At 62.8% G+C, this 12724-nt stretch carries 9 protein-coding genes and 2 pseudogenes; 8 read left to right on the top strand and 3 right to left on the bottom strand.

Translation table 11 applies throughout. The features are described 5' to 3' along the window. Positions 1-330: 330 nt before the first annotated feature. Positions 331-1260, bottom strand: a pseudogene (locus P0D89_RS26565) (autotransporter-associated beta strand repeat-containing protein); the annotation flags it as partial. Between the two features lie 488 nt (positions 1261-1748). Continuing rightward, positions 1749-2480 carry a FadR/GntR family transcriptional regulator gene (locus P0D89_RS26560; protein ID WP_408360142.1) on the bottom strand — a complete coding sequence of 244 codons (732 nt, stop codon included), beginning with the start codon at positions 2478-2480 and terminating at the stop codon, positions 1749-1751. A gap of 140 nt (positions 2481-2620) precedes the next feature. Here P0D89_RS26560 and P0D89_RS26555 point away from each other — a divergent pair, with 140 nt between their 5' ends. The 8 genes from P0D89_RS26555 (at position 2621) to P0D89_RS26520 (ending at position 12197) form a co-directional block, all read left to right on the top strand. Continuing rightward, positions 2621-3499 carry a fumarylacetoacetate hydrolase family protein gene (locus P0D89_RS26555; RefSeq protein WP_408360144.1) on the top strand — a complete coding sequence of 293 codons (879 nt, stop codon included), beginning with the start codon at positions 2621-2623 and terminating at the stop codon, positions 3497-3499. Then, positions 3500-4285 (top strand): alpha/beta fold hydrolase, encoded by a 786-nt coding sequence (locus P0D89_RS26550; RefSeq protein ID WP_408360146.1) that lies wholly within the window; start codon positions 3500-3502, stop codon positions 4283-4285. It abuts the gene before it with no gap. 121 nt (positions 4286-4406) lie between these two features. Then, positions 4407-5744 (top strand): metal-dependent hydrolase family protein, encoded by a 1338-nt coding sequence (locus tag P0D89_RS26545; protein ID WP_408360148.1) that lies wholly within the window; start codon positions 4407-4409, stop codon positions 5742-5744. Positions 5745-5995: 251 nt separating this feature from the next. Then, a complete protein-coding gene (locus tag P0D89_RS26540) occupies positions 5996-7015 on the top strand; it encodes an ABC transporter substrate-binding protein (protein ID WP_408360150.1) in 1020 nt (339 codons plus the stop codon). A gap of 19 nt (positions 7016-7034) precedes the next feature. Next, positions 7035-8573 carry a sugar ABC transporter ATP-binding protein gene (locus P0D89_RS26535; RefSeq protein WP_408360152.1) on the top strand — a complete coding sequence of 513 codons (1539 nt, stop codon included), beginning with the start codon at positions 7035-7037 and terminating at the stop codon, positions 8571-8573. Beyond that, a complete protein-coding gene (locus P0D89_RS26530) occupies positions 8570-9577 on the top strand; it encodes an ABC transporter permease (RefSeq protein WP_408360154.1) in 1008 nt (335 codons plus the stop codon). The genes P0D89_RS26535 and P0D89_RS26530 overlap by 4 nt, the downstream gene beginning before the upstream one ends. Continuing rightward, entirely contained in the window at positions 9574-10530 is a 957-nt protein-coding gene (locus P0D89_RS26525) for an ABC transporter permease (protein WP_408360156.1), read from the top strand. The genes P0D89_RS26530 and P0D89_RS26525 overlap by 4 nt, the downstream gene beginning before the upstream one ends. A 503-nt stretch (positions 10531-11033) precedes the next feature. Then, complete coding sequence (locus P0D89_RS26520; RefSeq protein ID WP_408377472.1) at positions 11034-12197, top strand: glycosyltransferase family protein; 1164 nt, start codon at positions 11034-11036, stop codon at positions 12195-12197. Between the two features lie 52 nt (positions 12198-12249). Here the strand turns inward: P0D89_RS26520 and P0D89_RS26515 are convergent. After that, positions 12250-12722 (bottom strand): annotated as a pseudogene (locus P0D89_RS26515) (ATP-grasp fold amidoligase family protein); the annotation flags it as partial. Positions 12723-12724: the final 2 nt, after the last annotated feature.

Here is a 12724-nt window from a genome sequence, read left to right as displayed (position 1 = left end):
ATAGGCGTTGGCATCGTAAAGGCAGGTTTATACCTCGGCGTTTCGCGCCAAGGTTCCCTGCCTTTTGTGCCCCAGCAAGCAACGTGCCGCGAATAGCGGCGGTCGGCCCGGTGCAGAGGTATGTCCGTCAGCCTTGGCCCAACGGACATTGGGCTACCCCTGGCGCGAGCGACGACGTGATCGAATTCCGGGTTGTACATCCATGGCAGTGAGGAGATGCTGGCGGCCCTCATCGAGAATTTCATCCGCCAGTGCCGGGGCAATATCGGCAACAGCACGCGAAAGCGGACGCCGCCCGGCGCAAGCCCGGCGGCACGCAACTAGTGTTGCTCAGCTCTTCAACTGCACATGCACGCCCGTTGCATCATAGGTCGGCGTGGCGGTGAAGCCATCGACCACGATGCTAGTGAAGCGTCCCGACAGCGCGCCCGTGGAGATCAGGTTGAGCAGGTCGCCTGATTTCGGTGTATAGCCGCTCGCAAATTTCACGTGCAACGTGCCGCCAGCGAGTGTCGTCTGACCGCCGACGCGCAGTAGACCTTGTCCGTTCGGGCCGACGTCGAGTTCGAGTGTCGTGTTCTGAAGTTGCGTGTACTTTCCGGCGACGACGACTGCCTGTGTTGACCCGATCGCCACCGTGCCCGAACCCAGGTAGACGTCGCCGCTGCCGAACGCGTTCCCTGATGCGGCGCGCAGCGTCCCGCCTTGCACTTCAGTGCCGCCCGAATACGTGTTGGTGCCGGCGAGCGTCAGTGTGCCGCTACCCTGCAGTGTCAGTTTGCCCGTGCCGGAAATCGCATTGCGCCAGGTATCCGCTGCGTTGAAGCCGCTCTTGCTCGCGTCCATCGCGATGACTACGCTGCCGTTGAACGCGCCGTAGCCGTCCGCCGCGGCGAACAGGTTGAGACGTCCCCAGCCCTCGGCGTCGTCCATCAGCGGATAGCCGGAAGACATTTCGGTCGTCTTCAGCACGACGCGGCGCTGGTTGGCGTCGAGATAGGGGAAGCGCGTCTCGAGCAGTACTTCTGCGCCCTTGGGCACGATCGGCGCAGCGTTCGTTGCGCCGATCTGCGAGAAGGAGAGCGTCATGCGGCGCAGAAAGTTGGTGCGGTTGGTTGTGTAATCGGCGAAGCGATCGATGCTGGTGTCGCCCGAGTGGGCAAACGCATTGAACGTCGTCGCCGATGTACCTGTTAGCGACATCAGCGCAGTGTGCGCCTGCGTGTACGCGTCGGACTTGAGCGTGGCGTTTGTCGGGTCATCGCAGCGATTGGAGGTTCTTGTACATGGCGCTTTCTTCTCTTTGTGGCGTGGGAAGTGAAGCGCGTGAGGTTAAGTAAAGTTCACGAATGCTTCATGAAAGATGCGCGAAGTGCGCGAACGGACTGAATACCTTCGATGCCGCATTCGAGCGGCGCTTCAAGCGCGCGAAGGCGCAGGGTGAACTGGATGCGGCGGCGACTCCCGCGGCCCTCGCGAAAGTGGCGGCGGCGATTCTTCACAGCCTTGTCTTGCGTTCGCGTGCAGGCGACGCACGCGAATCGCTGCGGGCGACCGCGAAGGACGGTACAGCACAGATCTGTCGCTCGCCAGGCAAGCGGCGGCGCAAATCCGTCAACACTGATGGCACGCGTGGCGGCGGCGAATCGCCGACCTCTCCGCGCAAGGCACGCGATGCAAGTCGAAGTGCTGGCTGGATCGCAACGCGACAACCCGGAACACACCACCCTCGGCCCAACGACAGATGCTCACCCGCCAAACAGATTGTGCCGGATCTGCTTCAGATGCCCGGTCAGCAGTTCGCATGCGAGGTCCGCGTCGCGGTCGCGTAGCGCTTCGACGATCGCGCGATGCTGCGCCTCATACTCCGATCGCCGCTCGGGCGTCAGCGACTTGCGCTTGAGCCGTCCCCACTCGCCCTGCTCGCGCACTTCGTTGGTCAGTTCGAGCACGCGTAGAAAGAAGCTGTTGTGCGTGGCGAGCGCAAATGTCTTGTGCAACTCGCCGTCCCACTTCTCGAACTCTTCGATGCTCTGCGCGGCTTCCGACCGCTCGATGCATTCGACCATTCGCGCAAAGTCACCCACCGTCGCATAACGCACGATCAGGCCGGGCATCAGCGGTTCGATCAGCAGACGCGCCTCCATCAACTCGGCAGGGCTGGTCTGCACGACTTCATGCGAAGCCGCCGACGCAGCCCCGGCTTCGGCGCCCACCGTCGCGCCCGCCGCATTCCCTTGCGGCAACACGAAGGTGCCGCTGCCCACCGCCTGCGTAATGAACCCGCGCCCCTTCAGATCGGCCAGCACCCGCCGCACCGCACCGCGCGACGCCCCGAACTCCTCGCTCAACTCGCGCTCAGCGGGCAGCTTGATGCCCTCGCGCAAGCGCCCCGTGCGAATGGCTTCCTCCAGATAGCTCGCGAGCGCGCGCGCGCCCTCCGCTCTAACGGAAATCTTGCCTGTCTCGACGTTGCCCATGACCTTATTCCTTGCCGCAGAAGCTCTTTTACATAGAACCAATTGGTATCTATTTTTGGTTAACCCTAGTTGGTTCTGGTCGCATTTGGTCCTACAGTGACAGAAATTCTCACCAACTGGACCTAGATTAAGGGCTCAACATGAAATTGGCAACTTTGCTCGTCGACGGCGTGAAAACCATTGCAGTGGTCGATCCGGAAAGGCAGCAGTACTGGCCCGTGACCGAATTGAGCGACGGCTTTCGCGGCGACATGATCCAATTGGTTCATGATTACGACACGATCAAAAGCGCGCTGCTGCCGAAGCACGACGGCCGGCCGCTGGCGAGCGTCGCGGTGCTCGCGCCGATCGACCAGCCACGCCGCAACATTTTCTGCGTGGGCAAAAACTATCACGACCACGCCGAAGAATTCAGCAAATCCGGCTTCGACAAGAGCGCGCAAGCCGGCGAGCACATTCCCGAAGCGCCGGTGGTCTTTACCAAACCCGCATCGACGGTAATCGGCCCCGGCGCCAAAATTCCGCGTCACGCGGCAGTCACCCAGCAACTCGACTACGAAGTCGAGATCGGCGTCGTGATCGGCAAGGCGGGCCGCGGCATCCGCAAGGCCGACGCGCTTGCGCACGTGTTCGGCTACACGCTCATCAACGACGTGACCGCGCGTGATCTGCAGAAGCGGCACCGCCAGTGGTTCCTCGGCAAATCGCTCGACGGCTTCTGCCCGATGGGTCCTCATCTCGTGACCGCCGACGAACTCGATCCCGCCAATATCGACGTGCGCTGCTGGGTCAACGGCGAACTGCGCCAAAGCTCGAACTCGCGGGATCTGATCTTCGACATCCCCACGCTGATCGAAACGATTTCGGCCGGCATCGAACTCCAACCGGGCGACGTGATTGCAACCGGCACACCGGCTGGCGTCGGCATCGGCTTCAATCCTCCCCGCTTCCTGCAAACCGGCGACGTCGTGCGAATGGAAATTCCGCGCGTCGGCATTCTTGAAAACGAGGTGGCATAAATGGCGACAATCCAGGTCCAGGGTCTTTACATCGAAACGGAAGGCGACGGCGCGCCCGTCGTGTGCATTCACGGTCTCGGCGGCTCGTCGAACAACTGGACGCCGGTACTCGGCGCGTTCGAAGGCAAGCGGGTGATCCGCATCGACCTGCCGGGCAGCGCGCGTTCTGAGCTGCCGTCGCAGAAGCTGTCGATCGACGTGTATGTGGACATCATCGCTTCCGCGCTGCGGGAACTGAAGGTCGAACAGGCGGACGTGGTCGCGCATTCGATGGGTACGATCGTCGCGCAGCATCTGGCCGTCAGGCATCCGCACCTGGTGAAGAGCCTCGCGCTGTTCGGCCCGATGCTCGCGCCACCCGACGCGGGCCGCGACGGCATCCGCCAGCGCGCGGCGCTCGCGCGCGACAAGGGCGTGGCGGGCTTGCAGGAAATTGCCGACGCGATCGTCAAAGGCGCAACCAGCGACGAAACCAGGGCGCAGCGTCCGGTCGCTCTGGCGCTGGTGCGCGAGAGCGTGATGCGTCAATCGCCGGAAGGCTACGCGCAAAGCTGCGAAGCGTTGGCGGGCGCACAGCCCGCGCCGATCGAACAGATCAAGGTACCGACGCTGCTGATTACCGGCGCTCAGGACGGCGTCGGCAAACCCGACGCGGTGAAGGCGATGGGCGAGCGCATCGCCGGCGCGAAGGTGGTGGTGCTGAACGGCTGCGGACACTGGACCACGTTCGAAAAGCCCGCGGAGTCGAAGGCGGAATTGCAGGCCTTCTATCGCGCCGCCCGCTGATACATCGCACGGCATGCAATGGAACGACTGACAGAGCAAAACTGGTGAAACGTCTTTAGCGAAGCACGAACCTTAGGGCGAGATGCGCGAGAGTCGCAATCCGCCCGCCTGGAGGAGACACATGAGCTCGATCGTATTGACGAACGTAACGGTATTCGATGGCAGCGGCGCGCAGCCCTTCAGGGGCGAAGTTCTCGTAGAAGGACAGCGCATCGCCAAGGTAGGACGTGAAGGCGCGCCCATCAGCGCGCCGCACGCGCAGCGGATCGACGGCAAGGGCGCGTTCCTGATGCCGGGCATGACGGAAGCCCACACGCATTTCTCATGGAACGATCAGCCTTCGTTGTCGGCGATTCAGTTCATGCCGCCGGAAGAACACATGCTCTGGTGCGTGAGGGTCGCGAGGCGCTATCTGGAGATGGGCTGGACCTCGGCGCTCGGCGCAGCGGCCGCCAAGCCGCGGCTCGATGTCGTGCTGCGCAACGCGGTGAACGCGGGCGAGTTTCCCGGCCCGCGCTATCTGGCCGGCAGCCAGGAGATCACGATTCTCGGCGGCCTCGCCGACAACACACTGCCGCACATGCCGTTCAAGGAACTGAACTTCGGCGCGGTGGTGAGCGGTCCCGAAGAAATGCGCGCGACTACGCGCATGTTCGTGAAGTACGGTGTCGATCATCTGAAGATCAATCTGTCGGGCGAGTACATCGCGGGCATTTCGGCCGAGTCGTCGCCATTTTCGGAAGAAGAGATCGCGATGCTCGCCGCCGAGGCCAGGCGCGCAGGCAAGCGCGTCGCCGCGCATGCGCGTTCGAGCGAGTCGGTCAAGCAATGCGTGCGCCACGGGCTGGAACTGATTTTCCACGCCAGCTTTGCCGACGAAGAAGCGCTCGACATGCTCGAAGCGAACAAGGACAAGCACTTCGTCGCGCCGGGAATCGGCTGGCTGATCAGCACGCTCTATCACGCGGAGCCGTGGGGCATCAGCGAAGCGGCCGCGACGAAGATGGGCTACAAGCGCGAACTCGAAACGGCGGCGCTCACGCTGCAGAAGATGCACAAGCGCGGCATCCGCATCCTGCCTGGCGGCGACTACGGTTTCGCGTGGATGCCGCACGGCACGAATGCGCGCGACCTCGAATACTTCGTGAAGTACATCGGCATGACGCCGATGGAAGTGCTGCTGTCGGCCACCAGGCTCGGTGGCGAACTGATGATGCAGCCGCACGAACTCGGGCAGATTCGCGAAGGTTATCTGGCCGACATTCTGCTTGTCGACGGCGATCCGCTGAAAGACCTCGCGGTGCTCCAAGACCCGAAAAAAATCACGCTGGTGATGAAGGACGGCGAAATCTTCAAGACCTCGCATGATGTCGTGCCGCCGCGCGGCGAAGTGCATGCGAGCGCCACGTTGCCGGTCGACGCGGGCGTCGCGCAGACGATTCACGCACCGGTGCATTGAGCGGTGCGGAGTCTTGTGGGACGACACCAGATAACAACAACCATCTTGCATGGGCCCAGAGTGAGGCGCTAAGGCGGCATCTCTGGGCGACAGCCTTGTATGGGCCCAGAGTAGGCGCTAAATCGCCAACTCTGGGCGACCGCTTTGCATGGGACCAGAGTAAGGCGCTAAATCGCCAACTCTGGGCGACCGCTTTGCATGGGCCCAGAGTAGGCGCTAAAGCGCCAACTCTGGGCGACACAGGAGACAGAATGAAACCGGTTACTCTGCTCGCCGCTTGCGCAGCGAGCCTCGTGTGCGCGTCGGCATGGGCCGCCGCGCCGGACATCGGCTTATCGAACGGCTATTTCGGCACCGAATGGCGCAACCAGATGGTCGACGGCGCCAAGGAACAGTTCCAGACCTATAAGGCCAAGGGCCTGGCCTCGAACCTCATCGTCCAGCAGTCGGGCGCGAATACCGGCCAGCAGATTCAGGACATGCGCAACATGATCCGCCAGAAAACCGGCGCGATCATGGTCGACGCCAATTCGGCCACCGCGTTGAACGGCGTGATTTCCGAAGCCGAGCGCAGCAAGATCCCAGTCGTCTCGTTCGATCAGGCCGTGTCGAACAAGTACGCGGTGAACGTCACCGTCGATCACTACAAGTGGGGGCAACGCTACGCCGAGTGGATCGCGGAGCAATTGCACGGTAAGGGCAACGTCGTGGTGCTCGACGGCATTCCCGGCCATCCTGCCGCGGAGGCGCGCAAGAAGGCGGCGCTCGACACCTTCGCGAAGTATCCCGGCATCAAGGTGGTGTGGTCCGGCTACGGCGAGTGGGACGAGGCCAAGGCGCAGGCGGTGATGGCCACGGTGATCGCCGCGCAACCGCAAATCGATGCGGTGTTCACCGAAGACGCGATGGCGCTCGGCGTCCTGCGTGCATTCGAAAACGCCAACCGGCGCGTCGCGGTAATGACGGGCGAAGCGCAGAAAGGCTTTCTCGAAGAGTGGAAGAAACAGCATGACGCGGGCAATCCGATGAAGGTGTTCGTGCAGGTGAACCCGCCCGACATCAGCCGGACCGCGCTCGGCATCGCGGTCCGGCTTGCTCAGGGACGCAAGCTCAAGCCGCTGCCGGAGAACACCTACTACTTCCCGATCACGAAGACCGTCACGGCCGACACGCTCGACGCAACGCTCGCGTCGATGAACGGCAAGCCCGACAGCTACTTCCTGGGGCAATGGCTAAGCGAGCCGGAACTCGACGCGCTCTTCACCCCATGACCCCCGTGACGGACCCAGCATGCCTTTATTGACTGCCAACGGCATCACCCGACGTTACGGCGGGGTCGTCGCGCTCGACAACGTCAGCGTCGAACTGAATGCCGGCGAAGTGCTCGGCTTGCTCGGCGCGAACGGATCGGGCAAATCGACGCTGTCCAGCATTCTCGCGGGCGACAACCGGGCGGACCACGGCACGCTGTCGCTCGACGGCGTGGCGCTGCCGCCAGGTGAGCCGCGCGCGGCGCGCAACGCGGGAATTGCGATCGCGCATCAGCATCCGGGGCTCGCGCCCAATCTGCCGGTGTGGGAGAACGTGTTTCTCGGCGCCGAAGTGTGCCGCGCGGGACGGTTCCTCAACCGGAGCGCCGCACGGCGGCGCGCGGCCGAACTGCTGACGAGCCTGCGCGCCGGTTGGGACCTCGACATGCCGGCGGGCCGGCTGAACGTTGCAGATCAGCAGCTCGTCGAAATCGCCAAGGCGCTGGCGCTCGAACCGCGCGTGCTGATCTTCGACGAGCCGACCGCGGCGCTCGCCGCCGCCGAAGTCGACAGCCTGATGCGCGTGATCCGTTCGCTGGCCGCGCGCGGCACGGCGATCGTGTTCATCTCGCATCGGATGGCCGAGATAGAGGCGCTGTGCGATCGCGCGATGGTGCTGTGCAACGGACGCTATGCCGGCGAACTGCAAGTGCAAGGCCGGCTCGACGAAGCCCGCGTGCTGGCATGGATGGGCGGCGCGGCGGGTGGCGCCGCTGCCGCGCATCTGCACGACGCCGCCCAGCAATCGCAAAAGCGCCTGCGCACAAGTGCCGCGAACGGCAGTGGCCGCGTCGCATTGAGCGCACGCGGACTGCGCGCCGGCGCTCGTCTGCGTGGCGTCGACTTCGATTTGCGGCAAGGCGAAATCCTCGGCGTCGCGGGACTGCAGGGACATGGGCAGGAGGAACTGCTCGATGCGCTGGCCGGCTACCGCAAACTCAACGCTGGCGAAATCGCGCTGGACGGCGCGCCGCTCACGGTCCGCTCGCCGCGGCACATGATCGACGCGGGCGTCTGTCTCGTGCCGAACGACCGCCATCGGCAAGGCCTGTGGCTCGATCATTCGGTCGAGTTCAATCTCGCGCAGGTTGCCGTCAATTTTCAGAGCGAGCCGTGGCGCTTGCGCCGCCAATCGATCCGGCGCTTCGTCGACTTCTCCGTGAGCCGGCTGCGCATCAAGACTGCCGATGTGCGGCAGCCCGTGCGCGCGCTGTCGGGCGGCAACCAGCAGAAGGTCGTGATCGGCCGCTGGCTCGACCGGCAGGTCAGAGTGCTGCTGTTAAGCGATCCGACCAAGGGCGTCGATGTGATCGCGCGCAAGGAGATTTATGAAGCGATTGGCGCACTGACCGAGGCGGGCGCTGCCGCGATCGTCTACGCATCCGATACGGATGAACTGCTCGCTGTTTGCGACCGCCTGATCGTGATGTACGAGGGCCGCGTGGTCGCACAACTCGAAGGACCCGAGATGAACGAAGCCCGCGTGACAAGCGCGCTGTTCGGCAGGAGCGCCGCATGAAGGCCGGCCTGACCGAACGACTCCACGCTCCCCACGAGCAGCGCTCGCGCAGGGTTCGCCAAGGCATCAATGCGATCGCATCACGCAATGCCAGCGCATTGCCCGGCCTTGTGATGCTGCTGATCGTGGTCAGTTGCAATGCGTTTCTTCAACCGGACTTCTTTAGTGCCGATTCGTTGTCGAGCAATCTGCAGAACGCGGCGCCGGTGATTCTCGTGTGCATGGCGCAGGCCGTGATCGTGTTGCTCGGCGAACTCGATCTGTCGGTCGGCGCGGGAATTTCGCTGGTCAACTGCGTGCTCGCCGCCGTGCCGTCGCTGACCGGCTGGGGCACCGCCGCGACCTGTGTGGCGGCGCTCGCCGTCGCGCTCGCGGCCGGCGTCTGCAACGGCGTGCTGGTCGGCTACTTCCGGCAAAGCGCGCTGATCGCGACGTTCGCCACCGGCGCAATCTGGTTCGGCGGTGCGTTGCTGCTGATGCCGCAGCCTGGCGGCGCGGTACCTGAGGTGCTCGGCGAGTGGTTCGCGATGCGCGTCGGCGTGCTGCCGCTCGCGGCCGTACCGGTCATCGCGGCATGGGCGCTGTGGGCGGTGCTGCAACGTCATCGTTTCGGACGCCGTCTGATCGCGACCGGCAGTTCGGCGGACGCGGTGTTCAAGTCGGGCGTCGATACACGTGTCGTCAAGCTGCTTGGCTACGTGCTCGCGTGGTTGTTCGTGTTCGGCGCGGCGCTCTGCATTTCCGCGCAGACATCGTCCGGCGATGCGCGCCTCGGCCTGCCTTACACGTTGAATTCGGTGGCCGCGGTCGTGATCGGCGGTGTTTCGCTGGCGGGCGGGCGCGGGTCGATGATCGGTGCGATCTGCGGAGCACTGGTGCTCGTGCTGATCGGCAACGTCGTCTACTTCGCCGGCATTCCCAGCAACTACCAGGAAGTGTTCAAGGGCGCGGTCATCCTGCTCGCGCTCGGCTGCACGTTCATCAGCGCGAGGAAACCGGTATGAACGCGATGCTCAATTCCAGACGCACGTTGTTGCTGGTGCTGATGGTCGTCGTGATGGTGGGCGGACAGTGGGCGGTGCCCGGCTTTACGAATGCGGACCAATTGGCGAACCAGTTGAAGATCGCCACGTTTCTTGGCTTGTTCGGCATCTCGCAGACTCTCGTGATGATCGCCGGCGGCCAGGGACTCGATCTGTCAGTCGGCGCGGCGGCCACGCTGGGCGGGATAGTCGGCGCGGCCGTCATCGGCGCCGGGTCCGCGGGGCTGCCGCTGGCGCTGGTCGCGGCGGCATTGTGCGGCGCTGTGGTCGGCGTGATCAACGGCTGCGGCATTACGGTGTTCAGAGTGCCGCCGCTTGTGATGACGCTTGCGATGGCAAGCCTCGTCGACGGCGGGTTGATCGTGTGGTCATCGTTGCTGCACGTGAATACCGCCGCCAGCGCGACGCTCGTTGCACTGGCCGGGCGAAGCGTCGCCGGCGTGCCGACGGTTGCCGTGCTGTGGCTCGTGGCGGGAACGTTGGTGTGGTGGTTTCTCGACCGCTCGGCGTGGGGTCGCCGGCTGATGGCGACCGGCGCGAATCCGACCGCCGCGCTCCTGACCGGTGCGCGTGTGCGCGTCGTGCGGATCGCGGCCTATACGGCGAGCGCGGTCATTGCCGCGCTGACCGGCGTTCTGCTGGTGGGCTACGTGGGGCAGGCGTTTCTCGGTCTCGGCAGCGGCTACGTGCTGACCAGCGTGGTCGTCGCGGTGATCGGCGGCGTGTCGCTTGGCGGTGGACGTGGCGACTACGTGGCCGTGGCGATCGCGGCAGTGTTCATCACTGTGCTGACCAGTTTGCTGACCGCGTTGCAGATCGGCGAGGCTGGACGGCAGTGCATTTTTGGCGCCACGCTGCTGGTGTTTCTGGCAGTCAATGGGTGGTCGATGGGAAGGCGTGCGGTGGCGGCTTGATGAGTCGAACGGCTGGTACGATCCCAGCGCGCCATTCCCTATTTGCGCAATGAGCGTCAACGCTGCAATCGGCCGCGCGCGCCGCCGATTGCAGTAGAGCGGAACCCCACCCGCCCGTGTTCAAGACGCTAAGAAGGGCTCGCTATCACCCCGCGACGTCGCTCAGCGCGTCACGCTCCAAACCGCCAATACCCGCGAGCGCGGATGCCTACGCACCCACGAAAAATCCGGTCTCCTATACGCGGGCAACGGCCTTCGATTCGATAACTATTACCGGACCCTGTAAATCGCAGCAGCAATAAAGTCACCGCCTGCCTGGTGCGCGGCGACCGCATCGAAGAAGCCCGCCACCTCATTGCCGAATTACGCCTACTAATTGGCGGAATTTGATGCCCCGTAGAAATAGCTTTTGCTGCAAGCTAAACACACAGATGAAGCCATTCATTAGACGCTTAGTGCGTTGCACGCTTTAAAATTGAGGCAAGACCCGGCTGATTTCCGGCGTGCGCATCCCATACCTTGCGACGTACAGCTCAATTGGAAATGTACAGATGACGCAGTCTATCGAGGAAGCAGATAGCACGATTGAAAGCGGCCAGATCAATGGACCACGGCCGCTTGTGATGATGTCCCCGTTCACTAACCATACAAATCGCTATATAGAGATTCAAAAGGAACTCTACAGATCGATCGGTTACGACGTCGTGCCGCTTTCCATAAAAGGGCTATTCAAAGGCGGATTCGCCCAGCTGTTCAAACCGAACAACATTCTTGCTTTTCATTGGCTTGAATACCGGCCATTCAAGCGGAAAGAAGGCACCGCTCGCCTGAACCTGGCGGGCTCCCTGCTCTTCGCGTTTTACTGCTCGCTGATGTTGATCGGGCGGGCCAAGGTCGTGTATTTCGTCCACGATCAAGCGGTCCACGATACGGTCGGCTTCAACCGGAGCCTGTCGATTCGAATTATCGGCTTCGTGCGCCGGCTGGCGGACTTCCGTGTCGTCCATGCGCCGGATTTTCAGGCCGAGTACAACGCGCGCTATCTGCCACATCCGCTGTATTGGGACGCGCCTGGCCAGACGCCGACTAAACCCAAGACCGTTCATGCAACGCCGTTGTTCTCGATGCTCGGCGTTATTCGCCCGTACAAGCAGATCGATGCGGTACTCGATGTCTGGCCAAGCGAGAGCAAGCTGTACATCGCCGGACAAGGCACGCAAGCCTACCTCGCAACGCTGAATCAGATTATCGATAAGCGGTCACTGCGCGACGTCGTGCAACTGGACGCCAAGTTCCTGTCCGATGCGGAGTTTGCGCAAAGCATTGTCGATAGCGACGTACTAATCCTGCCGCACGCGGCAGATTCAATGCTGGTGAGCGGCGCGTTTTTCGAGGCCATCGGACGGGTGCCGTTGCTCATCTCGCGCTCGACGCCTTTCATGATCTGGGCTGCAAGGAAGTTCGACAATGTCATTCTGTTCAATGACGTCTCCGAACTGCCGAAGATCGTGCGCTCAATTAGCGAGTCGTGGCCGACCATTGCCAGCAATGCGAGCAACGCTGTGGCTGTCGATGAATTCGGCTGGAATGCCTGTTGCCGGCGTTACGAGCAGTTCTTTGAAACCGTCGTGGGCCAGGAGAATGCGGCTGAGAGGCCGGCCGTTTAGTGAACAGTTCTGTTGAATTAGCGCATTGCGATCTATTGCGTAGTTCAGCTGCTCACGTCAATGGTCGTCCCCACTCGAAATCGACCCGGTCGGGCCTCATGAGAACCACACCAGCACCCGGCGTAAAGGTTCGCTCGCCAAAGTACACATCATTGTTGGGAGCGTACAGGTCGTACGCGAACATAGTTGAAATCCTCCGACAAGATAGCCGCCGTCTCCAGAATCGATGGCAGATTCTCCGCAGGCGGCGCGGGCGTCGTACTGCGAGCGTAAGGGCAGATCCCCACGTCAAGATGGTTCCGAAAATACGCGGCTGAATTTCCCGGTAATGGCATTCCCGCGCGATTCTGTAGAAGTCGGTAGACATCCACAGGTCTGTAAGAACCTGCAAGCTCTCAAAGGTTTGTTGCGACTTGTCCCGAACGACTTCGACAAAACTGCTTCCGTGATCCGCTTTCATTACGAAGGTGTTGGGCAGCGCATCGAAGACCGCCCGCGTGATAACGGTGGCGTCGCAATCAACGGAT

Source organism: Paraburkholderia sp. RL18-085-BIA-A, assembly GCF_046027075.1.
Lineage (GTDB): Bacteria > Pseudomonadota > Gammaproteobacteria > Burkholderiales > Burkholderiaceae > Paraburkholderia.
Note: the sequence above shows the minus strand (reverse complement) of the source record. Positions and strands in the feature narration are given on the sequence as shown.

Coding starts and splice junctions, on each gene's coding strand:
- P0D89_RS26535 (WP_408360152.1), top strand. CDS start 7,035: ATGCCTTTATTGACTGCCAACGGCATCACCCGACGTTACGGCGGGGTC.
- P0D89_RS26555 (WP_408360144.1), top strand. CDS start 2,621: ATGAAATTGGCAACTTTGCTCGTCGACGGCGTGAAAACCATTGCAGTG.
- P0D89_RS26545 (WP_408360148.1), top strand. CDS start 4,407: ATGAGCTCGATCGTATTGACGAACGTAACGGTATTCGATGGCAGCGGC.
- P0D89_RS26540 (WP_408360150.1), top strand. CDS start 5,996: ATGAAACCGGTTACTCTGCTCGCCGCTTGCGCAGCGAGCCTCGTGTGC.
- P0D89_RS26525 (WP_408360156.1), top strand. CDS start 9,574: ATGAACGCGATGCTCAATTCCAGACGCACGTTGTTGCTGGTGCTGATG.
- P0D89_RS26530 (WP_408360154.1), top strand. CDS start 8,570: ATGAAGGCCGGCCTGACCGAACGACTCCACGCTCCCCACGAGCAGCGC.
- P0D89_RS26560 (WP_408360142.1), bottom strand. CDS start 2,480: ATGGGCAACGTCGAGACAGGCAAGATTTCCGTTAGAGCGGAGGGCGCG.
- P0D89_RS26550 (WP_408360146.1), top strand. CDS start 3,500: ATGGCGACAATCCAGGTCCAGGGTCTTTACATCGAAACGGAAGGCGAC.